This window comes from Streptomyces finlayi (assembly GCF_014216315.1).
In the GTDB taxonomy this organism is placed as follows: Bacteria; Actinomycetota; Actinomycetes; order Streptomycetales; family Streptomycetaceae; genus Streptomyces; species Streptomyces finlayi_A.
Genome location: NZ_CP045702.1, coordinates 3590461 through 3614747, shown reverse-complemented (window position 1 = coordinate 3614747; position 24287 = coordinate 3590461). Strand labels below are relative to the sequence as shown.

Annotated in this window: 25 protein-coding genes; 18 read left to right on the top strand and 7 right to left on the bottom strand. The window is 70.5% G+C overall.

Features of this window, described 5'->3' with window-relative positions; genetic code table 11:
• Positions 1–33: 33 nt before the first annotated feature.
• Positions 34–921: an alpha/beta fold hydrolase gene (locus F0344_RS16685; protein WP_185299543.1), complete on the bottom strand. Its 888-nt coding sequence runs from the start codon at positions 919–921 to the stop codon at positions 34–36.
• A 277-nt stretch (positions 922–1198) separates the two neighbouring features.
• Here F0344_RS16685 and F0344_RS16680 point away from each other — a divergent pair, with 277 nt between their 5' ends.
• On the top strand, positions 1199–1855 hold the full coding sequence (locus F0344_RS16680) for a TetR/AcrR family transcriptional regulator (protein ID WP_185299542.1): 657 nt from the start codon (positions 1199–1201) through the stop codon (positions 1853–1855).
• Between the two features lie 538 nt (positions 1856–2393).
• On the opposite strand, the gene F0344_RS16675 is transcribed toward F0344_RS16680, so the two are convergent.
• Positions 2394–3338 (bottom strand): phosphorothioated DNA-binding restriction endonuclease, encoded by a 945-nt coding sequence (locus tag F0344_RS16675; protein WP_185299541.1) that lies wholly within the window; start codon positions 3336–3338, stop codon positions 2394–2396.
• Positions 3339–3730: 392 nt separating this feature from the next.
• On the opposite strand from F0344_RS16675, the gene uppS reads away from it, so the two are divergent.
• The 11 genes from uppS (at position 3731) to F0344_RS16620 (ending at position 11957) form a co-directional block, all read left to right on the top strand.
• The gene (uppS, locus tag F0344_RS16670) at positions 3731–4501 is read left to right on the top strand and encodes a polyprenyl diphosphate synthase (RefSeq protein ID WP_258049975.1); all 771 of its coding nucleotides are present in this window, start codon (positions 3731–3733) and stop codon (positions 4499–4501) included.
• A gap of 98 nt (positions 4502–4599) precedes the next feature.
• The gene (locus F0344_RS16665) at positions 4600–6018 is read left to right on the top strand and encodes an oxygenase MpaB family protein (protein ID WP_185302723.1); all 1419 of its coding nucleotides are present in this window, start codon (positions 4600–4602) and stop codon (positions 6016–6018) included.
• A gap of 388 nt (positions 6019–6406) precedes the next feature.
• Positions 6407–6748 (top strand): ArsR/SmtB family transcription factor, encoded by a 342-nt coding sequence (locus F0344_RS16660; protein ID WP_185299539.1) that lies wholly within the window; start codon positions 6407–6409, stop codon positions 6746–6748.
• Positions 6745–8526, top strand: a complete 1782-nt coding sequence (locus F0344_RS16655; RefSeq protein ID WP_185299538.1) for a SulP family inorganic anion transporter — start codon at positions 6745–6747, stop codon at positions 8524–8526. Before F0344_RS16660 ends, F0344_RS16655 begins: the two co-directional genes overlap by 4 nt.
• A complete protein-coding gene (locus tag F0344_RS16650) occupies positions 8523–8783 on the top strand; it encodes a hypothetical protein (protein ID WP_185299537.1) in 261 nt (86 codons plus the stop codon). Before F0344_RS16655 ends, F0344_RS16650 begins: the two co-directional genes overlap by 4 nt.
• Positions 8780–9244, top strand: coding sequence for an ATP-binding protein (locus tag F0344_RS16645; RefSeq protein WP_185299536.1), 465 nt, complete (start codon positions 8780–8782; stop codon positions 9242–9244). The genes F0344_RS16650 and F0344_RS16645 overlap by 4 nt, the downstream gene beginning before the upstream one ends.
• Positions 9241–9630, top strand: a complete 390-nt coding sequence (locus tag F0344_RS16640) for an anti-sigma factor antagonist (RefSeq protein ID WP_185299535.1) — start codon at positions 9241–9243, stop codon at positions 9628–9630. Before F0344_RS16645 ends, F0344_RS16640 begins: the two co-directional genes overlap by 4 nt.
• A 68-nt stretch (positions 9631–9698) precedes the next feature.
• Positions 9699–10055, top strand: coding sequence for a zinc ribbon domain-containing protein YjdM (locus tag F0344_RS16635; RefSeq protein WP_308461009.1), 357 nt, complete (start codon positions 9699–9701; stop codon positions 10053–10055).
• 240 nt (positions 10056–10295) lie between these two features.
• Complete coding sequence (locus F0344_RS16630) at positions 10296–10664, top strand: ArsR/SmtB family transcription factor (protein ID WP_185299533.1); 369 nt, start codon at positions 10296–10298, stop codon at positions 10662–10664.
• 613 nt (positions 10665–11277) lie between these two features.
• Complete coding sequence (locus F0344_RS16625; protein WP_185299532.1) at positions 11278–11562, top strand: hypothetical protein; 285 nt, start codon at positions 11278–11280, stop codon at positions 11560–11562.
• A complete protein-coding gene (locus F0344_RS16620; RefSeq protein WP_185299531.1) occupies positions 11544–11957 on the top strand; it encodes a DNA-binding protein in 414 nt (137 codons plus the stop codon). The genes F0344_RS16625 and F0344_RS16620 overlap by 19 nt, the downstream gene beginning before the upstream one ends.
• 131 nt (positions 11958–12088) lie before the next feature.
• Here the strand turns inward: F0344_RS16620 and F0344_RS35845 are convergent, their stop codons facing one another.
• Positions 12089–12667, bottom strand: coding sequence for a plasmid pRiA4b ORF-3 family protein (locus F0344_RS35845; protein ID WP_258050270.1), 579 nt, complete (start codon positions 12665–12667; stop codon positions 12089–12091).
• Between the two features lie 764 nt (positions 12668–13431).
• On the opposite strand from F0344_RS35845, the gene F0344_RS16610 reads away from it, so the two are divergent.
• On the top strand, positions 13432–14160 hold the full coding sequence (locus F0344_RS16610; RefSeq protein WP_219732139.1) for a hypothetical protein: 729 nt from the start codon (positions 13432–13434) through the stop codon (positions 14158–14160).
• Positions 14161–14264: 104 nt separating this feature from the next.
• Here the strand turns inward: F0344_RS16610 and F0344_RS16605 are convergent, their stop codons facing one another.
• Entirely contained in the window at positions 14265–14690 is a 426-nt protein-coding gene (locus F0344_RS16605; protein WP_185299530.1) for a type II toxin-antitoxin system VapC family toxin, read from the bottom strand.
• The gene (locus F0344_RS16600; RefSeq protein WP_185299529.1) at positions 14687–14965 is read right to left on the bottom strand and encodes a CopG family transcriptional regulator; all 279 of its coding nucleotides are present in this window, start codon (positions 14963–14965) and stop codon (positions 14687–14689) included. Before F0344_RS16600 ends, F0344_RS16605 begins: the two co-directional genes overlap by 4 nt.
• A 363-nt stretch (positions 14966–15328) precedes the next feature.
• Here F0344_RS16600 and F0344_RS16595 point away from each other — a divergent pair, with 363 nt between their 5' ends.
• The 5 genes from F0344_RS16595 to F0344_RS35825 all read left to right on the top strand — a co-directional run bounded on the left by F0344_RS16595 (position 15329) and on the right by F0344_RS35825 (position 20718).
• A complete protein-coding gene (locus F0344_RS16595) occupies positions 15329–16561 on the top strand; it encodes a PP2C family protein-serine/threonine phosphatase (protein WP_185299528.1) in 1233 nt (410 codons plus the stop codon).
• Positions 16562–16654: 93 nt separating this feature from the next.
• Positions 16655–17734 carry a hypothetical protein gene (locus F0344_RS16590; protein ID WP_185299527.1) on the top strand — a complete coding sequence of 360 codons (1080 nt, stop codon included), beginning with the start codon at positions 16655–16657 and terminating at the stop codon, positions 17732–17734.
• A gap of 1137 nt (positions 17735–18871) precedes the next feature.
• Positions 18872–19216: a hypothetical protein gene (locus tag F0344_RS35835; protein ID WP_258050330.1), complete on the top strand. Its 345-nt coding sequence runs from the start codon at positions 18872–18874 to the stop codon at positions 19214–19216.
• Positions 19217–19351: 135 nt separating this feature from the next.
• A complete protein-coding gene (locus F0344_RS35830; RefSeq protein WP_258049974.1) occupies positions 19352–19930 on the top strand; it encodes a sulfatase-like hydrolase/transferase in 579 nt (192 codons plus the stop codon).
• Complete coding sequence (locus F0344_RS35825) at positions 19915–20718, top strand: hypothetical protein (protein ID WP_258049973.1); 804 nt, start codon at positions 19915–19917, stop codon at positions 20716–20718. Before F0344_RS35830 ends, F0344_RS35825 begins: the two co-directional genes overlap by 16 nt.
• Before the next feature lie 528 nt (positions 20719–21246).
• Here F0344_RS35825 and F0344_RS16575 read toward each other — a convergent pair.
• On the bottom strand, positions 21247–22665 hold the full coding sequence (locus F0344_RS16575) for a DUF2252 domain-containing protein (RefSeq protein WP_185299525.1): 1419 nt from the start codon (positions 22663–22665) through the stop codon (positions 21247–21249).
• 251 nt (positions 22666–22916) lie between these two features.
• Positions 22917–23990: a hypothetical protein gene (locus F0344_RS16570; RefSeq protein ID WP_258049972.1), complete on the bottom strand. Its 1074-nt coding sequence runs from the start codon at positions 23988–23990 to the stop codon at positions 22917–22919.
• Between the last annotated feature and the right edge of the window lie 297 nt (positions 23991–24287).

The following is a 24287-nucleotide window of genomic DNA, read 5'->3' as shown; positions in this document are numbered from 1 at the left end:
CCCGGTCGGCGGCCTTTGCGGGATGCCGCTGCCCTACTCCGGACGCCCGGGCGGGCTCGCGAGGTGGGGGAGCAGGAGTCCGGCCACTTCGGGGGCCGCCTGTTCCGGAATCCAGTGACCGATGCCGGTCAGGGTGTGGAAGGCGTACGGACCGGTCACCCAACCGCGCGTGAGTTCGCCGCCCCTCCGGCCCAGTGCGGGGTCGCGGTCGCTGTTGACGAACAGCGTGGGAACGGTGACCCGGGTCAGCTGACTCCGCGTACTGAAGGGCATCGCCCGATACCAGTGGAGAGCCGGGGTGAGCGCTCCCGAGGTCAGCAGGAACTCCAGGTCCCGGGCGATGCCGGACGCGCTCTGTCCGCCCGCCATCCGCTCGGTGACGCGGGGTGCCGAGGCCGGGTCCAGGCGGCGCATCGACAGTTCGGGTATCCACGGCAGTTGGAAGAAGAACATGTACCAGGACATCAGGAACTGGCGGCTGGTGAAGAGCGCACGCATGAAGGCGGCGGGGTGGGGAACGGACAGGGCGGTCAGTGTGGCCACCACGTCCGGCCGGGCGGCGGCGAGCGTCCAGGCGACCGCGGCACCCCAGTCGTGCCCGACGACGTGCACCTTGCGGCCGTCCGGTGCGGCCGCCTCGACGAGGGCGACGACATCTTCGACGAGCTGGGACATCCGGTAGGAGAACCTGCCGCGCGGCCGGGCCCGCGGTGAGTACCCGCGCTGGTCGGGCGCCAGCGTGCGGTAGCCGGCGGCGTGCAGCAGCGGTGCGAGCAGGTCCCAGGAGCGCGCCGTCTGGGGGAACCCGTGCAGGAGCACGACGAGTTCCCCGTCGATGGGGCCCCGGTCGGCGACGTCGAAGACCAGACCGTCGCGCTCGAAGGCTGTGAGCCGTTCGTCGGTGCCGCGCCCGGGCGTCATGCGTGCACCCCCCGGCCGTGGAAGGTGTGGCCGAGGCTGTCGGGACCTCGCCCCTCAGGAGCGGGTGGCTCAGTGCGTCGGGCCGGTGTTCCGCACGTCCCCGCCGGTACGTCGGGGACGGACCCCTGACTCGGCCGGAGCCCGGCGTCGGCTTCCCGGGCCCGGCCGCCACGACGCAGATCCATGAGCACTCCAATGTGATCATTGAACACATTCATGTGAGCGCTGATTACATTGGCTCCCGGTCCGCCTGTCAAGGTGTGGTACGACTGGCTGCATGAACACCCGGGAGGCCGGCCGGCCCTACCACCACGGCTCCCTGCCGGAGACGCTGGTCGCGCACGCGGTCCAGCTGCTGGACGAGGCGGGCGCCGACGCGGTGACCGTCCGCGAGGTGGCCAGGCGGGCAGGCGTCTCCCCGTCGGCTCCCTTCAGGCACTTCCCCGACCGGGCCGCCCTGCTGACCGCGGTCGCCGAGGCCGTCGCGGTGGATTTCGGTCAGATCCAGATGGCGGCGGTCAACTCGGCCGGCTCCGTACCGTTCCGGGCCCTGGGCACCGCGTTCGTGCGGTACGCCCTCGCTCACCCGCACCGGTTCGCGCTCCTGCGCGGTGCCGTTTTCGGCGCGGACCGTACGCCCGCCCTGGACGAAGGGCATCGCGCCTTCACCCACGGCATCGTCGAGATGATCGTCGCCGGGCAGCAACGCGGCGAGCTTCGCCGGGCCGACCCGGAAGTGATCAGAATCGCCGCCCAGGCGCTGGTCTACGGGCTCTCCCAGATGTTCGTGGACGCCTACCTCGACGCGTCACGGGCCGACGCCCTGATCAACCAGGTCATCGACCTGTTCGGCCTGGGCGTCCTCGCCCCCGACGGAGACGTACGCCGGACCGCGGATGAGAGGGACTCAGAACACCGGCAGGGCGCTGAGTGAGGTGCCGTCCAGGAGGAAGACGCGGTGCGCGTCGCCCTCGATCCAGTAGCGGTCGGGGTTCTTGGGGACGCGGAACACCCAGGGCGTCCCGCCGCCGTCGGAGAGATCGATGACGTTGATCCCTGCCTCGGTCCTGCTATACGGCGACCGACCAGAACGTGTACCACGGGAGATCCACCATGCCGCCGGCCTCCGCGACCGGCAGGAACCCCGGCACCGGGAGCCGCTGGGCGCCACTCGCCTCGGCCGCTCAGCGCGTCGGGTCGGTGTCGGGGCGCGGAAGGAACGTGCACACCGTGCGGTCGCCGTTCGGCGCTGCGGGCGATGAACCGGCGTGCGGGGACGGCCTGTTCGCCGTCCGCGTCGAGCCGGACCAGATGGATGAAGGGGTTGGTCCAGGAGGGTCGTCGAGGCGTAGCCGTTCCATGTGCGAACTCCACCGGTGTGCAATGAGCCGGGTCGAGCCTACTCACGCGCGGTTCGGGTTCCGGGAATCCGGCGTGCTCGGCGCGCTGGGACAGCCCTTCCGGGCCGGCGGTCAGGTGGTCGCCGCGGGACGTGGGCTGCCGTGGAAGACCTGGCTGGTGTGCCAGGCCCGGTGGGCGGCGGCGACGGGGCGGACTCCCGGCTGGGGGCCGATGAGCGGGCGGCCCGCGAGCGTGATGACGCCCTGCCGGGCGGCGGTGCTGTGGCCGACGAAGCTCTGCGAGACGAGGATGCGGTGGCCCTCGGCGGGGTCCTCGCCGGTGCCCTCGGAGGGTGGGCCGTTGCCGGTGCCCTCGCCGAGACCGAGTACGCCTTTGTCGAACAGCTTGTGGTGCAGGGAGCACAGGCACAGCCCGTTCTCGACGTCGTCCGGTCCGTCGAACGCCCACCAGCGCACATGGGCGGCCTCCAGCCCGACCGGCACCGCACCGATCCTGCCGTCGTACCCACAGAAGGCGCACCGGTACTCGTACGCCGTGAGGACCGTCTCCCGCATGCGCCGGTCCCGCTGCCTGCGCGCGGCCGGAAGCCGTCCGGTCTCGGCCTCCTCCAGCTCCAGGCCGACGGCTTCGCACAGCTCGCCGTGGAGGGAGGGCGGGAAGTTCAGGTCGAGCAGCACCCGCGCCATCCGGCCGAGAAGGGACGGCTCCCGCCGCAGCGCGACCCGCAGCTCCGGTGCCAGCCGCCCGGCGGCGCCGGTTGCGCGGAGTTCCCTGACCCCGGTCCCGGGGCTGCCCGGCCCGCGGTCGGTGCGTACCTCCCACACGCCGTCACTCACCAGGTGGTGGAAGGGGTAGGCGGGCGTCGTCCGGTTACCGGGACCGTATTCGGAGAGCAGCCCCCGCAGGTCCTCCTCCACCGTGCTGTACCGCAGCTCGTCATCGGCGTCCTGCTGGAACCGGCTGAGCGCGTACAGGAACAGCAACGGCTTGTGCGGAGCCCGCGTCCCGCTCCTCGTCCACTGCCTCAACTGCGCGGTGCGCGCGACCCAGTCCATGGTCGGCGATCGTAACGGCGGCCGGCAGCAGTGCCCGGGCCGGATGCCGGAGGGAGCGAGGATCCGTCAACGCCGAGCGGGAGCGAGGACCCGGCACCCTCGTCCGCCGGTGCGCTCCGACTGACGTGCTACGGGTGAACATGCGGGCATTGCGATACGCCGGGGGCCGGGTACCGGCACGCTCCTGAGAGCGAGGAGCAGCCGGGGGACGCGCGGGCCATCGGCCCGCTGCCGCCGCCCTCGGCAACCGGCGTCACGGCCCCGGCGAAGCCCGGCGGACGCGAGTCGAAGGGGGCACTTCAGTGATGTTCGGTGCAGCGGGGCCAGCCGGTCAGGCGCATGCGACGGGCGAGCCGGCCGATGCGGTCGGCGTGCGGCCGGAGGGTGCCGCCGTGCCGACGGTTCCGGCCCAGCCGGGCCGCCCGCCCGGTGGGGAGCGGGAGCGCCCGGTGCCCCGCCACGTCGCGTGCGTGATGGACGGGAACGGCCGGTGGGCGCGGCAACGCTCCCTGCCGCGTACGTCCGGGCACAGGGCGGCGGAGGCGACGGTGATCGACGTCATCGAGGCGGCGCGGTCGGCGGGGGTCGAATGGCTCAGCCTGTACGCCTTCTCCACCGAGAACTGGCGGCGCCCGGGCGAGGAGATCGACTTCCTCATGCGCCTGGTGCGCCGCGTGGTGCGCAAGCACGCGCTGCTGCTGCACGCACGCGGCATCCGATGCCGGTTCCTGGGAGCCGAGGACCCCAGGATTCCGGCCCCTCTGGCCCAGGACTTCGCCGACCTGATGACGCTCACCGAGGCGAATCGCGGCATGACGCTGACCGTGGCGTTCGACCACGGCGGGCGCCAGGACATCGTCGCCGCCGCGCGGTCCCTCATCCGCGCCGGGGTGCGAGCCGATGCCGTCGACCAAGCGTGCTTCGCCGCGCATCTGCCTGTCCCCGACACGCCTGACGTGGACCTCGTCATCCGTACCTCCGGCGAACAGCGCATCTCCAACTTCATGCTCTGGCAGGTGGCCTACGCCGAGTGGATCTTCCCGCCGGTGCTCTGGCCCGACTTCCGTGCACCGCACCTTCTGGAGTGCCTGCACGAATACCGGCGCCGCGACCGCCGATTCGGCGGGGTGGCGCCGCAAGCGAATGGAGGACCTCGAAGGTGAAGGACACGGACAGCAGCCGCTCCACGCCGACCGGGCCGGATGCCGGGGGGCCGTATGAAGACACCCGCGAGGAGGCCACCGAACCGCCGGCCGAATCCCTGTTCGGCCCCGAGTCGCAGTTCCACCGCTTCTTCAACGACCCCCGCTGGGCACTGGCCGTCGTCAGAGCCACGGTGCTGGAAGCCGCCCACCCGCAGATCGGCGCGGCACTGGCCGACAACTCCTCCTTCGTGGTGCACCCGTGGCGACGGCTGAGCAACACCCTCGTGAGCCTGCAGCGCATGTTCGGAGCCGACGAACACACCAGACAGCGGGAGGCGGCGCGGCTCAACCGCCTGCACACCCGGCTGAGCGGCACGGACGCCAGGAACCAGCCCTACGACGCGATGGACCCCGAGGTGCGGGCGTGGGTGGTCGCGACGCTCTTCGAAAGCTCCGTCACCATGTGCCGACTGAGCGGACAGCCCTTGGAGCAGGTCACCATGGAACGGCTCTACGCCGAATTCCAGGCCTTCCTGGCCGCCCTGGGGGACCAGGCGGGGCATCTCCCGCCCACATTGCCCGAGTTCTGGCAGTACTACGACCGCATGGTCGCGGAGGAACTGCAGAACACGGAGGCGCTGCGGATCATCCTCTACAAGCTCTTCGAACATCTGCCGGCACCGCCGCTGCTCGCAGGGCTGCCCACCCTCTGGGCGACCGGTCGTGCGCTGGCTGGGCCGGTCATCGGCACCATCACCGTGGCCTCCCTCCCCGAGGTGTTCCGCCGCCGGGCGGGACTGCCGGAGGTCCCCGGTGCGCAGACGCTGATGCAGAGTGCCTACGTGGCCGCCCGTCTGGCCCGCTCCCTGCCCGACAACTGGGTCCAGAGCGGGAACATCGTCAATCTGCTCCAGTTGTCGCCGCACGGCGACGGCCCCCTGGCCGAGACACTCACCACCCTGCGCGCCCGGACGAGACGGGCCGGCGCCCTGTTCCGGCTGATCACACCCGTGCCGGCACAACAGGGTGCCCCGGACGATTCGGCCAGGGCCGAGAACCGGCGCGGTCCCCGCGAGTTCTTCACCGAGGTACTGGACCAGACAGGGGACGGCTATCTGGGCTGGCCCGATCTGGCCGCCATGGCCCGGGAGCTCTGCTCCCGTCTCGACCTGGACGAGCCGGAGGAGACCCGTCTGTACGACGCGTTCGCCGCCTGGTGGAAGGAACTCCAGGCGGCGATGGACAGCGACGGGGACGGCCGGGTGAGCGAGGAGGAGTACGCGGCGGCGGCCCCGTCCCTGGCAGGACCGGCGCTGATCAGGGTCGCCGAGGTCCTCTTCGGTGTCACCGACGCGGACGGCGATCAGTTCATCGACGCCGAGGAGTACCGGGCCCTGTTCAGGAGAGGCTTCGGGCGATCCGTCGTGGACGCGGAAGGGCGTTACTCCCGAAGCGCGTTCGTGCGCGACTTCCTGTCCTTCATGTCAGGACGTCAGCGTTCGACCTCGTACGATCCGCTGCTCTCCGACGCGTAGTTCCGAACGCGGAAGCCCCTCGAGTCCGCCCGAGCGGTGGGGGCTTCCGCCTTGTGCCGCTGAACGCTGAACCCCGCCGAGGGCCACACGTGCACAGGTCCGGCGACACCGCCCGGCCCGGATCGAGAGCGCGTCCAGGCAGGCGAGCCCGGTGGGCAGGGCCCCCCGGGGCTGGAGCTTCGGCAGCCCAGTTCCTTCAGGTACGGGACACCGCGTGGCGCTGAGACACCAGCGACCCTTCCTCGTGTGGCCAAGCTCTCACAGTGAATCTGTGAATTGCGAAATTCAGCAATTCATTACATGCTGTGATGGCTGTGTCGGCAGGTTCCGCGGGCACGGCGACGAGCGAAGCCCCGGTCCGTCGGGGTGACGAAAGGGGTCCACGACCGTGCCGGTTCCGCTGTATCAGGCCAAGGCCGAGTTCTTCCGGATGCTCGGGCACCCCGTTCGCATACGGGTTCTGGAGCTGTTGCAGGACGGCCCGATGCCGGTCCGTGACCTGCTGGCGGCGATCGAGGTGGAGCCGTCGGCGCTGTCGCAGCAGCTGGCGGTGCTGCGCCGCTCGGGCATCGTCTCCTCCGCGCGTGAGGGTTCGACGGTCGTGTACGAGCTGGCGGGCGGGGACGTGGCGGAGCTGATGCGGGCGGCGCGGCGGATCCTGACCGAGATGCTGGCGGGGCAGAACGAACTGCTCGTGGAGCTGCGGGAAGCCGAGGGTTCGGCGCGGTGAGCGTGTCGCCTGCCCGGTCCTGGGACACGGTGCGGTCTCTGCTGCCCGCACGCGCGGACTTCGCCGTCATGGCCCGCAATCCGCGCCGTGACCTGCTGGCCGGCCTGACCGTGGCGATCGTGGCGCTGCCGCTCGCGCTCGGCTTCGGGGTCTCCTCCGGCCTGGGCGCCGAGGCAGGACTGGCCACCGCCGTCGTCGCGGGTGCGCTCGCGGCGCTGTTCGGCGGCTCCAACCTCCAGGTATCCGGGCCGACCGGCGCGATGACGGTGGTGCTGGTGCCGATCGTTGCCCAGCACGGGCCGGGCGGGGTGCTGACGGTCGGGCTGATGGCCGGCGTGCTGCTGATCGCCCTGGCCCTGCTGAAGGCCGGCCGGTACATGCGGTACATCCCGGCGCCGGTGGTGGAGGGCTTCACCCTCGGCATCGCGTGCGTGATCGGCCTGCAGCAGGTCCCGAACGCCCTCGGGGTAGCCGCCCCCGAGGGCGACACGGTCCTGGTGGTGACCTGGAGGGCCGTCGAGGAGTTCGTACGCGCCCCGAACTGGACCGCGGTCTCCCTTGCCCTCGCTGTGGCGGCCGTGATGCTGTTCGGTGCCAGGTGGCGGCCCACCATCCCGTTCTCGATCGTCGGGGTCGTCGCCGCGACGTCGGCTGCCCAGCTCTTCCACCTGGAGGCGGCGGCGCCGATCGGTGACCTGCCGTCCGGGCTGCCCGCGCCGTCGCTCGCCTTCCTCGATCTGTCCGCACTGGGCTCGCTCCTCGCCCCGGCCGTAGCGGTCGCCGCGCTCGCAGCGCTGGAGTCGCTGCTGTCGGCCACGGTCGCGGACGGCATGACGGTGGGCCAGAAGCACGACCCGGACAAGGAACTCTTCGGGCAGGGCATCGCGAACCTGGCCGCCCCGCTGTTCGGCGGAGTGCCTGCCACCGCGGCGATCGCCCGTACCGCCGTCAACGTCCGCAGCGGGGCGGGTTCCCGCCTCGCCGCCCTGACCCACGCCGCCGTCCTCGCGGTGATCGTGTTCGCCGCCGCCCCGCTCGTCTCCAGGATTCCGCTGGCCGCGCTCGCCGGGGTGCTGCTGGCCACCGCGATCCGCATGGTCGAGGTCGGCGCACTGCGGGCGATGGTCCGGGCGACCCGCTCGGACGCGGTCGTGCTGGTCCTGACCGCCGTGGCCACGCTCGCCCTCGACCTGGTCTACGCGGTCATCATCGGCCTGGTCGTCGCGGGCGCCCTGGCGCTGAGGGCGGTTGCCAACCAGGCCCGGATGGACCAGGTCGACTTCAGGGCTGATCTGCCGGGCGAGCACAGCGAGGAAGAACACGCGCTGCTGGCCGAGCACATCGTCGCCTACCGCATCGACGGCCCGGTGTTCTTCGCCGGTGCCCACCGCTTCCTCCTGGAGCTCTCCGACGTCGCCGACGTCCGCGTGGTGATCCTGCGGATGTCACGGATCACGACGATGGACGCCACCGGGGCCCTGGTCCTCAAGGACGCCGTGGAGAAGCTGAACCGGCGCGGCATCGCCGTACTGACCTCCGGCATACGTCCCGGTCAGCGACGCGCCCTCGAATCAGTCGGCGCGCTGGACCTGCTGCGCCAGGAGGGCCGTGAGTACGCCACGACACCGGAGGCGATCGCCGGGGCCCGCGCCCACCTGCACCAGGCCGGGCTCCTGCCCGCCGCACCCGTATCCGCACCCGTATCCGCACCTGCACCCGCACCTGCACCCGCATCCGCACCCGTCACCTCACCCGTCACCGAAGAGGCTCCCCGATGACCACGCCCGTCTCCTGCCGCATGATCGAGTTGCTGGCGGGCGGTGCCGGCTGGACGGTGACCGTGACCGGCCCGGCCGGGATGATCACCGATCCGGACGAGGCGGGCCACTACCGCCGCACCCTGCACGGCTGGGCGCACGGGCCGCACGGGCCGCACGGGCCGCACGGGCCGCACGGGCCGCACGACAGCCTGGTGCGCATCCGCCCGCAGACCGTCGCGGGGTCCCGCCCGGCCCACGCCGAGGCAGCCCGGTGAGAGGCCGGCTCGAAACTCTTCCGTTGCGGCACGTACTGACCCTGCCCACGACGGGCTCCGCAGTGCGGATCGCGCGAGAGACCACCGAGCAGGTCCTGACCGAGTGGGGCGTCAGCAGACTTCACCCCACGGTCGATCCGGCGCTGCTGATCCTGTCCGAGCTGGTCACCAACAGTGTCCGGCACGCCGCCCCGGTGTCCCCGACCGTCACCGTGATCTACGCAGCCGGTCCGGACACGTTCGCGTTCGCCGTGCACGACCGACACCCCTACCAGCCCCAGCTCTTCTCGGCGATCACGCACACGAGCGGCAGCGGGCTGGGCACCGTCATGGAACTCACCCTCGGTCTCGGCGGCACCGCCGTCATCAGGAGCGACGGGGACGGCAAGGGCAAGAGCATCTGGATCACCCTCCCACTTATGAAAGATCCCCGCGCGAAAGGCCGAGGCAGCAGCCGATGACCATTGAGTGGCGCTACACCACCCACCCCGACCTGGGCGTTCTCTCCCTGGCCGGATACCTCGGCCCCGAGGCCGTCGCCCGGTTCACCGGCGCGGTCGGCTGGGTACTGGCCCGTGGCACCGGTCCTGTCATCCTGGACCTGACCGAACTGCGCGGCTGGTCGACGGGCGGACAGCTGGCGGTCGCCGAGGCTGCCGGACGGCTCGCCGACATCGGCCGGAGTCTGGAACTCGCCGCGATCCCCGCGGACGGCTCCCTCGTCCCCGATCCCGGGCGGCCACCGATCCCCGTACACGCAGATCTGCCTGCCGCCCTCGCCACGCACCAGTCGGTGGCCGGGAAGAAGCAGCGGCAGTGGAGCAGCGACGAGTGGCCCAGCGCGTAGGCCGGCCCCCCGGGGCCTGGCGTAAGAGATGCACAGGAACGATCAAGCAAGGAATCACCATGAGCGATGTGACCGAGATGCTGCCGCCGTGCCCCGAGTGCTCCGGCGTGTACACCTACGAGATGGGCGCGCTCCTGGTCTGTCCCGAATGCGGCCATGAGTGGTCGCCCGCGTACGCCGGACCCGCAGGCGGCGCCGAGGACGACGGACTGATCAGGGACGCGGTCGGTAACGTACTCGCCGACGGCGACACGGTGACGGTGACCAAGACCTTGAAGGTCAAGGGCAGCCCGAGCGGAATCAAGGCCGGCACCAAGGTACGCAACATCCGGCTGGTGGACGGTGTGGACGGCCACGACATCGACTGCAGGATCGATGGCTTCGGGGCCATGCAACTCAAGTCCAGCGTGGTCAGGAAAGCCTGACCGGGAGTCTCGGCACGCGGCGGCGGGACGAGCGATGCGCCGCCGCGTGCGACCTCCCATGCGCGCCTTTCGGCCTTGCTAATCTTGGCAATTCCCGAGGTCACGACCTTGGCGTGAGGGCGCGAGGATGTCCCCATGGCGAAGAGTTCTGAGGTGGATGCGATGCATGGCACTCGCACGACAGTGACCGTCCGGCCCCCCCGGCCGGCCGGTGGGCCGGCGTGGGGCGGGGTCCGGCCGGTGAGCGCGCCGCTGTACCAGCTGAAAGCGGAGTTCTTCAAGACCCTCGGACACCCGGTGCGTATTCGCGTGCTGGAACTCCTCAGCCGGCGCGAGCACGCGGTCTCCGAGATGCTGTCCGAGATCGGCATCGAAGCGGCCCACCTCTCCCAGCAACTGGCCGTCCTGCGCCGGGCCAACCTGGTCGTCCCCCGCCGCGAGGGCTCCGCCGTCTTCTACTCGCTGACCAACCCACAGGTGGCGGAGCTGTTGCGGGTGGCGCGAACCATCCTGTCCGGCGTGCTGACGGGCCAGGCCGAACTGCTGGCCGATCTTCAGGCCGCCGAACCTGACACCGTGCCCGAGCGGCGCGGGTCAGCGCCTCGGTGACGGCGGTCCGGATCCTCTTCCGCGCTCACTGAAGGGGCCCTTCAGAGCCCAGCGGCTCGCTCTTCCGGCTGCCAGTCCGCCTCGGACCAGCCGTGCTCCACGAACCCGTCGGGAACCTGCCCACAGGCTGCCTGCGGCGCTGGGCTGCCCGCCCTGGGAGCTGGGGCCGTGCGTCGAGTGCGGCCGGCTGATGCGCCGGTACGGGCGCGAGGCGGCATGTTCTGCGGCGTGTGCCGTGCGCTCCTGAGCGGTAGGCAGGTGGCAGCGGTGCGTCGGCGGCAACTGCAACCACCGACGCCGAAGGGTCCCGTAGCGGTGGGGCCTTCGACGTATCGCCCGGTGAGAGCAATGGCGCAGGATACGAGATTCGAACTCGTGAGGGGTTGCCCCCAACGCGCTTTCCAAATGTTCGTCTGGGGGTTCGTGGTTCAGACGTGGTCGTGGGTGTCCTGACCAGCCGTGGAGCGGACTGTCAGCGGCGTCCGGACACAGCTGAACGTAGGTGAATGAGACCAGAACTGAGACCACGAGGTGACGGGTGAGCGGCTCGCGTCGTTCGGCGAGTGCTGCAGCCCCCAGGTCAAATTCCTACTTGTTTGATAATGTCGGGCCCATGGGCGAGATTCCTTACAGCGTCGGCGAAGGGCCGGCCACCAGGGTCAGCCTCTCCCTCCCCGAGGGGACGGCGGAGGCGATCCGCCGACGGGTCGGCAGGCGTGAGTTCTCCGCGTTCATCACCGAAGCGGTGGAGCGCGAGCTGCGCGGTCAGATCTTGGACGAGTACCTGGCCGACTACGAACGTCGGCAGGGACCGATCTCCGAGCACGAGCAGGAGCGGGCACGCAGGGTCTTCGACGAGGTGTTCGCCGAGGAGGGGCAGTGGCCCGCCGCAAGCTGAGCCACGAAGGCACCCTCGTTCTCGACTGTGAGGGCCTGTCGAAGTTCGTCAGTGATCAGGAGCCCGTCGTCGCCCTCATCGCCGAAGCCCGCAAGCGGGGCATGGAGGTGGTCATCAGCGCACTCACCATCATCGAAGCGGTGCATCGCCGGACCGACAAGGCGCGGCTCGCCTGGGTCCTGTCCGGCGTGCGGATCGTGCACATCGGCGACGAGGAGGCCAAGGCCGCCTCAGCCATGCTGATCAACGCTGGGCTGCATGGTCACAAGTACGCCATCGACGCTGCCGTGGCCGAGACAGCGCTGCGTCAGCGCCGCCCGGTCGTCATGCTCACTTCGGACATCGACGACATGACGAAGCTCTGCGGCGACAGAGTGCGCCTCGTCGCCGTGTAGTCGACGCCCAAGACCCGAACGCCGGGGACGGAAGGTCGGCCTGTACGTTCTTGCCCGAGCGCGGCGGGGCCAGTGGGCCAGTCGGCAGCGCCCAGGGCCGTGAACGGCTGCGTGGCCGGACGCCTCGTCTGTCATGGTGCCGCGAGGTGCAGCAGCCGCGTGTTGGCCTCGTCCGGCGCGAAACGGTCAGGGGTGAATTCCCTGGCGGACCGAAGGCCGAGCCACACCAGCATGGCGTGGTGTTCCTCATGCGCAGGGTCGGCGAGGACCACTTTGAGATCGCTGTAGCCGGGGGCGCCGCCGCAGTCCTCGGGCGGGCACGCCCCGGCACCGTCCACGCAGTGCGGATAGTGAAGCCCGGCTGCGGCTGTCTGGAACTGCTCCACGGTGACGAGGTGCTCCCAGGAGTCCCCGAAGTCGTACGTGTACACGAAGTGGGCACCCGGCTTGAGCAGGGCGCCCAGTGTGGCGGTGCGCTCGTCACGGAATCCGAGTTCGCCGTCGGGACGGCCGTACCGGACGCCGTCGATGGTGAACGCGTGCATGTGGCAGTTCTGCCAGCCCATTGCCTCCTGGATCACGGAGTGAAGCCGGTCCAGGCGGATCGAGGCGGGCACCAGCAGCTGCCGCCAAACCCGGGGGTCGTCCACGTCGGCGAGCTCGACGAGGATCCGCAACACCGCGTCGCCGGGCTTGGGCTCGCCGCGCATCCAGGCCGTCCCGATGCGACCGTTCGCCGTCAACTCGGCGGTTTCCTGCGTGAGATGGACGGGAGGTGAGGGCCTCCAGAACCCGTTGGACGTCGTGGTCGCCCGCGGTGCGCAGATGCTTCAGACGGTCGGGGGACAGGTCGTCGAGCACGTACAGCGGGCTGACCGCGTGCCACACCACTTCGTACAGGTCACTGAGCGGCACCGGGGCCGTGGCCGCGTACAGCCGGTGCAGCAAAGCCCGCAGGCCCCGGTCGTACTCGTGCGAGAGCAGAGATTCCAGCCAGCCGGAGACCGTCACGGCCCGGCCGATGTGCGGCAGCGCGGAGAGCAGGGCGCCACGCAGTTCGTCGGAGTTGTCCAGCAGTTTGGCGTTCTTCTTCACCGGCAACAGGCGCCCGCCCGCCGTCCGCAGCAGTCGTGCCGCCTTCGCCCACTCGACCAGCAGGGTGAGGTGGTACAGCTCCTCGCTGGACTTCGTCCTGAACGTACGGTCCCCGATCACCGGGTCCATCCGGTCGCCGGTGTCCAGAACCTCCACCAGTGCTCGCGCGTCGGCAAGCGTCACACGGCCGGTCTGGGTCAGCTTGCGGCCCGTGCCGACCCAACCGACCAGCGCTCGCACCTGCTCGATGGTCCTGCCCACGCTCTCACCCATGCTGACCTGCCCGTTCCGGTTCGTGTCGCGTATCGCCCGACCCAAGGATGGCAGCACCGCCGGCGCACCCGGTGCTTTGCACGGGGCGACGCGGAAGGGGCAGACTGTGACGGTGGCAACGTGCGACGAGGAACTACTGGCCCGGGTCCGGGAGATGAGGGAGCGCGGCAGCGCGCCGAAGCAGATCGCGAAGGTGCTGGGGCTGCGCCCGTCCCAGGCCACCGCGCTGGTCAGACGGGTCGCCGAGGAGGCACTGGCGAACATCGAGCCGGATCAGCGGCCGGTGGTGGGCTGTTGGGTCAACGCGGGCTGGAGCACGGGACTGGACCTGGCCAAGGCCCCGGAGTGGGCGGCGGCCGACGCCCTCGGCCAGGAGCCCGACCCGGGCACGGGCGGCTTCGCCCAGATCCTCCTGGCCCGCCAGGAACGTGCCAGCAGGGTGACCGTCACCGGGTTCCTGGTGGACGTGTACTGCCTAGGAGTCAAGAACGTCACCGATCCCGAGGTGATGGGGGCCGGATCCCTGACAACTTACGTACCGATGTACTACTCGGCCTTCGATCATCGGCCGCTGCCGATCGGCGTAGAGCAGGCGCAGACGATCGTGCACGGTGCGGTCGCCTACGCCCGCGGTCTTGGCTTCGAGCCCGCGGCCGGCTTCGCCGACGCCGCGGTGCACCTGGGTGCCCCGCCCGGCGACCGGCCCGTCATCGGCTTCGGCCGGGACGGCAAGCCGTTCTACCTCTCCGGCCCCTACGACAACCCGCGCAAGGTGGTCCAGACCCTCGAGCGCACCTGCGGTCCGGACAACTACGACTACCTTGCCCATCTGTAGGAACGGGATGTGAGCGGCACGAAGCGGGCGTCGCCTGCCCCCCTCGTGCCCAGCGCGCACCCGCGCCTTCGCGGGCCTTGAAGAACGGAGACCGGAGCGCCAGGTCATACCTTCTTGACGACGATCGACTCCGGGACCAGCCTCTCCAGGTCGTCCACGTCCGAGGTGAAGACGGTGACCTGCCCCTTCTGCTGACGCGCGACGACGGCGAGTATCGCGTCGATCGCGTACTTGTGGCCGTGCAGCTTGGCGTCCGCCAGCAGGCGGCGGGCCTGGCGGGCTTGGTCCTTCCCGATGTCAGCGACTTCGAGCCGGGAAAGCACCCAGTCCCAGCGCTGCTCGGTGGTTCGGCCGTCGTACGCCTCTGCCAGCGTCACCGGAGACGTGACGACCTCGGCTTCACCCCGTGCTGCGAGGTCGAGCCACGCGATCATCTTCCGGTTGCCGCGCACGGCCAGGGACAGGGCTTCGCAGTCGAGTACGAAGACGCGCAGTGGCCGCTGCCCGGGCTCAACGGACCGCTTCTTCACGCGGCTTCTCCGGCGCCGTGCGTTCCGGTGGCGCGCCGGCGTTCATGCTCGGCGTCGAGGTCCTCCAACTCGTCGAACGCTGTGGCGCGCTCTTCGTCGGTGAGGGGACCGTGTTCCTCCTGCAGCCAGTCCGACAGCTCCCGCAGCCGGTCCCGGTCGCGCTTGAAGCGCAGCGCCTCGGCGACGTACGCCGACATCCCCCGTTCTGCCGCCTCCGCACGGATCTCGTCCAGGAGGTCCTCGGGAATCGTCACCGTTACCTTCTTCGTCGCCATACAAGCGACCATACTCTTGGTATCGCACCCCTTACCGGTGCATCGACCGCCTGGCCCACGACCGCCTGGTGGGCGGTCAGGCGGTCGCGGCGGGACGTGGGCTGCCGTGGAGACCGTGGCCTGAGCAAGGGCGGCACCCCAGGTTGACGCCGGCGCGAACGACGTCGGCCTCATCGAGCCCGGGGAATTCGTCCGTATGGCCGTGGCGCGCCCAGTGACCGGCTCCCCGGACGTCTCACTCGAGGCGGGGCCGCTCAGGTGGCAACCGGGGCCTGCGGAGAGTTAGCCGCTCGGCCCCGTTGCGCGTTCACGCCTATCGTGGAGCAGCAGCACAGTGTCCGTCGGCGCCGAGGTGGGCAGCACATGAGGAAACCCCAGATCGACTACGCGGCGGTCTTCCACGCCCTGCCCGGAATGGTGGCCCTGCTCACTCCTGGCCTGGTGTACGTCGACGCCAACGAGGACTTCACCCGGCTGGCCGGGCGCACCCGCGAGCAACTTCTGGGCCGCTACATCTTCGACGTCTTTCCCGAGAACCCCAATGACCCGGCTGCGACCGGCATGCGGGAGACCCGGGCGTCGATGCTGCGCGTGGTGGCCACCGGCGAGCGCGACACCATGGCGCTGTTGCGCTACGACATCGAGGATCCCGGGCGGCCCGGCCACTGGGTGGAACACTTCTGGAGCCCCGTCAACGCGCCCGTGGTGGGCCCGGACGGGCGGGTGGTGCTGATCGTGCACCGGGTGGAGGAGATCACCGAACTCATCCGCGCCCGCGGCGGTACGGGCAGCGACAGCAGCCGGGCCCGCGTGCTGGAGGCGGAGCTCTACACCCGCGCCCGTGAACTCCAGGAGGTCAACGAACGTCTTCGGGGGGCTCATGCGCGCGAGCGCGAGGTCGCCCTGGCTCTGCAGGAGGCGATGCTGCCCGCCCCGATGCCGGTCGGGCACCACAGGGCAGCAGTCCGCTACCGGCCCGCCGTCAGCGCCCTGAACGTGTGCGGCGACTGGTACGACCTGGTCGACCTGCCTGGGGACCGCATCGCGGTCGCCGTAGGCGACGTGGTCGGCCATGGCCTGGGAGCTGCCTGCGTGATGGGGCAGCTGCGCAGCGCGTTGAGCGCGGCTGCCCGTGTCACCGTCGGCCCGGCCCAGGCCCTGGAAGCCCTCGGCCTGTATGCCTGCCACGTCGACGGTGCCGAGTCGACCACTGTGGTGAAGGCCTTCATCGACTGGGACACTCACACTCTGACGTACAGCAGCGCGGGCCATCCTCCGCCCGCTCTGCTCCACCCGGACGGCACCGTGATCTTCCTCGACCAGGCGACCGATCCGCCTCTCGGTGCGCGTCCCGAACACGTCCCGCGGCCGCAGGCCAGTATGGCCTTCGCCGGGGGAGCCACCCTGGTCATGTACACCGATGGTCTGATCGAGCGCCGCGACGAGGACATCGACGTCGGCCTGGCCCGCCTCGCGGACTCCCTCATCCGCCATGGGAAAGCCCACCCCGAGGCCCTGGCCGACGCGCTCCTGGCCGACCTGCTCCCAGCCACCGGTGACACCGACGACACGGCGCTGGTCATCATCCGCCTCTGATCCGTCTCCTCCACGGCCACGCCACGACGGAAGAAGAATCGGAGGCATGTCCGATTTGGCTCTTCGGGCAGTTCTGTCAACGTGGTGAGTGCCATGCGCCACACATCCCGCGGCTCTGCCCGCGAAGGCACCGCCGGGGCCCTGACGCCGAACGGCGACCCCGTTCTCACTGCTCGGTTCGCTGTCCCCAGTGTGCCCGAGACGTTCATCCGCAAGACCCGCCTGGCAGATCGCCTCACCCGCGCCCTGGCCGGTCCGGGCCGTTTGGTGTTGGTGAACGGGCCGGCGGGGGCGGGCAAGACGCTGCTGGTCGCCGACTGGGCCGGCACGCCGCCTCTGCCGGGCCGGGTGGTGTGGCTGACGGCGGAGTCCGGTGACAACGCCCCCGGAATCTTCTGGGCCTACGTACTGGAGGCCCTGCGCCACCACGGGCTCACCCTCCCCGACGGCATCGCTGGTCCCGCTCGCCCCGGCGAGGTCGACGACTCGCTCCTGTCCCAGCTCGGGCTGCGCCTGGTCATCATCAGCCGTACCGAGCCGCTGTTGCCACTGCACCGGTACCGCACCGCCGGCGAAGTGGCCGAGATCCGCGATGCCGACCTGGCGTTCCTGCCCGAGGAGACGGCCGAGCTGGCGAGCCGACACGGCATGGCCCTGTCGGACGAGGGTGCTCGCGCGCTTACCGAGCGGACCGGTGGGTGGGCTGCAGGGCTACGCCTGTGCATCCTCGCTGCGCAGGGGGCGGATGACCCGGAGAGTTTCCTGAAGGAGTTCGAGACGGGGCAGAGCGCGGTCGCGGACTTCCTTCTGGCCGAGGTGCTTCAAGCCCAGTCCGCCGTGAGCCAGGACCTGCTGTTGCGGACCAGCATCTGCGAGCGGATCCATCCCGGCCTGGCGAACTCCCTCACCGGGCGGGACGATGCCGCTCTCGTTCTCTCGGAACTGCGGCGCGCGAACGCGCTCGTCGAGCCCCTCGGTCATTCGTGGTACCGGCTGCATCCCCTGTTTCGCCGAGATTCTGCGTGCCCACCTGAACACCAGGTACCCCGGGCTGGAGCGCGAACTGCACGGCACGGCCTCCCTATGGCTGAGCGATGCCGGGCTGCTCACGGAGGCCCTGCCGCACGCCGCCGCCGCGGGGGACTGGGCGTTCGCGGCGGACCGGCTCGTTGACGGCCTGGCGATCGGGCAGCTCTTCACAGGGCTGGACGCGGACCGCCTCGGCGAGTTGTTCACCGGGATGGCGCCGGACACGCCGGGCCCCGCCGCCGGTTCGCGCTGCCTGTGAACTGGCTCGGTACGACGTCGACCGGGGTCTCGCGGACCTGGACCGTGCCGAGGCGCACCTGCCCCCGGTCGAGGCACAGGACGCGTCGGCCGCCCATCTGAGCTGCGCGTTGCTGAGGGTGTTGGCCGGCCGGCTGCTCGGCTCGGCGGACATGGCCGAGGCCGCTGCCCGGCGTGCGGAGGAACTCGGCGGACGGGAGGTCCTCTCGGAGCGTCTGGAGGCGCATCCGGAGATTCGTGTGCTGAGGCTCGCTGTTCTGGGATCGGCTCAGCTGTGGGCGGGCCGCTTCGACTCGGCCCGAGCGGCACTGGCCGCTGCGGTAGAGGCGTCCGACGGGCCCTCGACGGCCCTTTTCCGGCACGATTCCCTGTGCAGGCTCGCCCTGATCGACTTTCTGGGGGGATGGCCGGGCCGGGCCGAGGCGCGGGCGCGGCAGGCGATTGCCGAGGCGGAGCGGTTCGGCCTGCCGCCCTCGGCGCGCACCTCTCTCGGGCAACTGGTGCTGGCTGCCGTCGAGATCGAGCGCGACGATCTCGCCTCCGCCCGGACGCACCTCCGCCGGGCGGCCCTGCCATCTATCCGCTTCCTCGACCCGGTCATCATGTCCGGGCTGACCGTCACGCGCTCGCGGCTGCTGCTTGCCGGGGGTGACCCCGTCAAGGCCCTCCATGTCCTCGACGACATACAGGAGATGCCGGCCATCGCGATGCCCTCACCGTGGGTGGACGCCCAGGTGGCGCTGGCCGCGGCCGCCGCGCACATGAGCCGGGGGTACACGCTGGCCGTCGTAGTGGACGGCAGCGGCTTCATCGCCGCCTGGGTCGCCGGCTTCTCCCTCGGTCTCGCCCTGCGCCGCTTCCGGGCCGCCTCCGGCGACCGGGCCGCTGGAGGCGGCCGAACACTCCGCCGACTTCACCGAGCACCTCGGCGGGCTTCTGGCATCGGTCAGCCTGCTCGTCTTCGGCGCGGTACTCCTCGGTCCGACGCTGGAGGACCTGAGCTGGCGGATCGTCGGGTACGCGGTGCTCAGCCTGACCGTCGTCCGGATGCTGCCGGTGGCCGTCGCGCTCGTCGGCAGCGGGCTCCGGCTGCCCACGGTGGCGTACATCGGGTGGTTCGGGCCACGCGGTCTGGCGTCCGTCGTGCTGGGGCTGCTCGTCCTGGAGGAGCACGTCCGCGGTGTGGGGCTGCTGGGCAGGGTGGTCGCGGTCACCGTCGGCCTGAGCGTCCTTCTCCACGGCGTCTCGGCCGTCGCCCTCGCCGCCCGGTACGGCCGCTGGATCGAGAGGACCACGGCCACGGGCCGGGCGCTGCGTGAGGGGACGCCCGTCCCCGAGGCCGCCCAGCGGCGTATCACCGCTCGATGACGCCGTACGCCTGCTCCGCGGGGCGGTGTGCCGCTCCAGGGCTCTGTCACCCGTCATGGGTGAGGCGAGACGGGCCGTCCCTGGCGATGGTGGAGGGGCAACCGGTCAGGACTCGGGGCAGCGAGGAGAACCGTCATGGCCAAGCCCTTCAAAGGGAAGATCGCCCTCGACATCCGTGACGCGCAGCCGGACTGGGCGCCGTACCTCGCGCCGAAGGCACCCGAGAACGCCCCGAACGTGCTCCTGATCGCGTGGGACGACGTCGGCTACGGGACGATGGACTGCTTCGGCGGTCCGGTGCGAACGCCGACGATGTCGCGGATCGCGGACATGGGGGTGCGCTACTCGAATTTCCACACCACGGCGCTGTGCTCCCCGACCAGGGCCTCGCTGCTGACCGGCAGGAACGCGACGTCGAACGGGATGGCGACGATCGCCGAGTTCAGCTCCGGCTTCCCCGGCATCTCGACCCGCATCCCGTTCGAGAACGGATTCATATCGGAGGTGCTGGGCGAGCGCGGCTACAACACGTACTGCGTCGGCAAGTGGCATCTCACCGCCGGCGAGGAAATCAACATGGCCGCGTACAAGGGTTCGGGGCTTCGCTCACCGATCCTGTGGCCCCGGGACGGCAGACCCAGTTCTACGCGATGCTGGGCCAACGGTCGATCTACCACGAAGGATGGCTGGCCTGCACCGTGCACCCGCCGCTGAGTGGCTGGGGCAACTTCGCAAGCGACGTATGGGAGCTCTACGACCTCACCACCGACCGCGCACAGTCGACGGACCTGGCCGCACGGGAACCGGCCCGGCTCGAAACCCTCAAGAGCCTCTGGTACTACTACGCGGGCATCTGCAACGGGCTGCCGCTGGACGACCGCAGCGCCCTGGAACAGGTGCTGGCCGAGCGCCCGCACGGAAGCCCCGAGCGCGACCGCTACGTCTACTACCCCGACTCCGCGGCGGTGCCCGAACAGTCCGGCGTGGTGACCAGCGGGCGGTCGTACACCATCGCCGCCGGGGTGGACATCGGGTCGACCGAAGCCGAGGGTGTTCTCTACGCCCACGGCGGTGTGGCCGGCGGCCACAGCCTCTACGTCAAGGACCATCGCCTGCACTACGCGTACAACTGGGTCGGCAGCAACCTCCAGGTGGTGGACGCGGATCGGGAGATTCCGCCGGGCAAGCACGTGCTCACGGCAGAGTTCGCAGCGAGCGGACGGAGCAGCGACCCCGCGATGCCCGGCGCCGCGGGCACCCTCACCCTCTACATGGACGACCAGGAGGTGGGCCGCGACGACATCGTCACCCAGCCGGGCTCCTTCTGCGTCGTAGGGGACGGGATCTGCGTGGGCCGTGACGACGCCTCGCCCGTCACCCCCGATTACCAGGGGCCGTTCCCCTTCACCGGAGGCACGATCAACAAGGTCGTCGTCGACGTCTCCGGCGAACGCTACGTCGATCACGAGGCGCAGGTGCGCGGCTGGTTCATGATCGACTGAACGTGGGACGCCCACGGACAAGGAGCCCTGGAGGAACGGAGTGGACGATGGCCGGGACATCGGAAGGGGCGGAGGGCGTCAACCCCCCGGCGAGTCGAGCGCGCCCGTGCCCGACACTCCGGTCCAGATGACGCCCGACGCGTTCGAACGATCCGGTCCGGACCCCGAGACGTACCTGCTGACCCGGATCGCGGCGCCGGCGGCCATGGGCGCCTCCCCCGCTTCGTACCTGCTCAACGTCGGCGCCGCCGCCGACATCGGCGTACCCCTGGAAGGGATCCGGGGCACGCTCGTGGCCATTGCCCCCCGTGTTACGTCCGCGAGACAGCCGGCAGTGGGGCGGGGCCCGGGAACGAGGCGGATCAACTCGCCAAGCCCTCCGAGATCCGTGCCATGGGCGACATTGCCGACGCTGAATTCCAGCGTGCCAAGGAGAAGATCCTTCACTGACCCGGCTTCTCCACTGACCCGGGGAAATGGAGCCGCGCCGACTGCTCGCAGCAGTCGGCGCGGCGTCGTGATGCTTCCTCAGGCGTTCGCGGCCGACAGTCTTCCGGCGCTGATGGCGTCGACGAGTGCCTGGTGGTCCCGCTCGTTCTGATCGGCGTAGCGCTCGGCGAACGTCACCAGCGCCCGGTCGAAGGAGTCGCCGCCGCCCATATAGGCGGCGATGGCGATGCGGTCGCCGGACCTGGCGTGGGCGCGGGCCAGCGTCGCACCGCACAGAGCACCGAACGTCCGCATGCCCCGCGGCACCATGTCCTCGGCCACGGCGACGCCCTTCCAGTCCCGCAACTGCCGCACGTAGAAGTCCCGCCGTTGGCCGTCGATCCCCTCGACCTGTTCCCAGCCCAGGAAGATGTCGCTGGTGGCCTGCATCAGCCGCTGCCCGGAGACGACCCTCTCGCCCTGTGTCGAATACGTGCCGCCCCCGACATGGGGCGCCAGTACCGACTCGTCTGCCTCCTTGGCCTGGAGGAACAGCGGGTCCTCGTCGTCCCGTCCCAGCAGGAGCACGATCCAGCAGCGGGTGCCCACACTGCCGACCCCCACGACCTTGCGCGCCATGTCGGCCACCCGGTACTGCTCCAGCAGGAACCGCCGGTCCGACTGGAGGGTCCTGCCGTAGCGCTCGATCAGCCGGCTGATCTGCTGCTCCAGCCGACCGCGCCGTTCGTCCGGCAGCAGGTCCTCAAGGGGCGTGATGAGCGGCGGATCGGGGATGATCCGGCGCTCGCCGGCGACGACGTGGGTGAGCTTGTCGAAGACCTGAACGGTGTCGTGCGAGCGCGCCTTCGCCACGGCCTGCGCCCAGCGTTCACGGCCCCGCGCGGACAGGTCCGCCCCGAACCGGCCCCGTACCCATGCCACGTCGAACTGGGCGTACCAGACAGCCAGGTTGCCGATGCCGGCGAAGGCGCGCACGCTCTCGCGATAGGACCGCACGGTGGCCCGTACGATCTCGGCGCGCTCCTTGGTGCTGAAGCCGTTCGAACGGCTGGCGATGACGAGGCTGGCGGCCAGGCGCTTGACGTCCCACTCCCATGGGCCCGGCAGCGTCTCGTCGAAGTCGTTGATGTCGAACATGAGCCGGCGCTCGGGTGAGGCCAGCAGCCGGAAGTTCAACATGTGAGCGTCGCCGCACAGTTGGGCCCGCAGGCCCGTCCGCGGTGTGTCCGCGAGGTCCGACGCCATGATGGCGGCGGCCCCGCGGTAGAACCGGAACGGCGACTCGGACATCCTTCCGTAGCGGATCGGCACGAGCTCGGACAGCCGTGTCGCCGATTGCTTCTCGATGATCTCCAACGGGTCCGTCCGCTGGGGCCCCGGAGAGAACTCGGCGTGGCTGGAGCGGGGCACGGAGGCCCGCGCCGCCTTGCCCAGCGCGGCCCGCTCCTGCGGAGTGTGGCGCCGCAACCCGCGCCCGTTCCGGTGGTTCTCGGTCATGGCAGCAGCTCCTGGGGATGGTCGGCCCCACCAGGGCGAAGGGCCGTCAATAGTGGATTGACCGCTCCGATGCGCGGCAGGCCGCAAGCCGTGTCGCAGCCGTCATCGCGACCGCGCCCTGACGGGAACTGTCTCGGGGCGAGCTTCGCCCCGCTGTATCGGAGGTCCGCCAGACGGCTCGTGCCGACGGGTGGGGAGCCCATAGGCTTCCTCGGCAACGTATCCCCGGAGGGGGCTAGCGGCGAGCCGGGTCAGTGAGCGGCGGAACCGGCCCGGGAGGCGGCGGGCGGTGCGGAGTCATCGTCCAGGAATTCGCGGATCGCGAAGCCCGCCAGGATGATCACCGCGGTCCACACCACGACCGCCGTCGTCGGGTAGTTCCAGGTGAACAGAACGACCGCGGCGACGACCAGGATGGCCACCCCGATCCAGCGCTTGAACCGATGGACGAACCGCCCGACCGCACCGAGACGAAGCCCTGCCGATGTCGCGACGTCGCGCAGGGCGCCGATGCTTCTCCGGCAGCCGGTGCGTGTGAGGACGGCGATCCGGGAAGGTCCGGCGAGGAAGGCGCCGATGGCGGTGAAGAGGGCGACCGCGGCGAGCGCCCTGACGCCGGCACGCAGGAACTTCACCAGGGCGTCGTACACGGTTCCTGCCGCGGCCTGGGACGCCCCGGGCGGCAGATGGTCGAGATAGACGTCACGGGCGACGGTGAGGCCGATTCCGAGAACCAGCATGGCGACGAACACGGCCAGCGCGGCCCCGATGAGCGCGTGCCGGCGGTTGAACGCCACGTACACTCCGGCGGCCGCGATCAGCAACGCGATGACGGGCAGCCAGCCGCCGAGGATCTCCAGCACGCGCACGTAGGTCTTGACCTTGCCGACATCCTCCGACGCGAACACGACGAAGTTCGTGTGGACGGCCGGGATCTTCGCGGCGGGCGAGAAGCCGGCATCGACCAGCTGGTCCTTCACCTGGGCGACGATCGGACCGAGGTCGATGACGACCTGGTTGTTCTCCAGCCTGACCGTGCTGTCGGACTGGCCTGTCAGGGCCTTGTCCAGCGCCGTGTGCGCCCTGCGGTTGGCGTTCACCCAGACGGTCTCGAAGGCACTGCTGGTGACCACCTGTTCCACCGTGCTGCTGACCAGTCGCTTGAGACCGCTGGCGATCGGTTCGTCCAGATCGCCCAGCAGCGTGGCCACCCGTGGCGGGACGCCCTTCTCCGCGGCCGCGTCCGTCAGCTGCTTGACCAGTGCGTCCACATCGACCTGCGCCAGCACGGCATCGGTGACCCGGTTGGTGACCGCCTGCTGCACATCGGGATCGCTTGCCAGGGGGCCGACGGTGGCGACGTAGGGCCGTGTCCTGCACGATGCTGTTCGCCCACACCGCCACGACGGACAGCAGCGACAGCAGCGCGGCGAAAAGGATCAGCAGGACCGAGCCCAGCGATCGAAACGGGTGACGCCGCGCCGCCCTGGGCGGTCCGGCACCCTCCAGGGCGTTCACCCGCTGCCGCAGTCCGTCCAGCTCGCTGTGCTCCCGGGCCGAGAGCTGCTCGTCACCGCTGTCGCTCATGGCCACCAGCAGATCCGTGCGGCCCGCAGCACGCG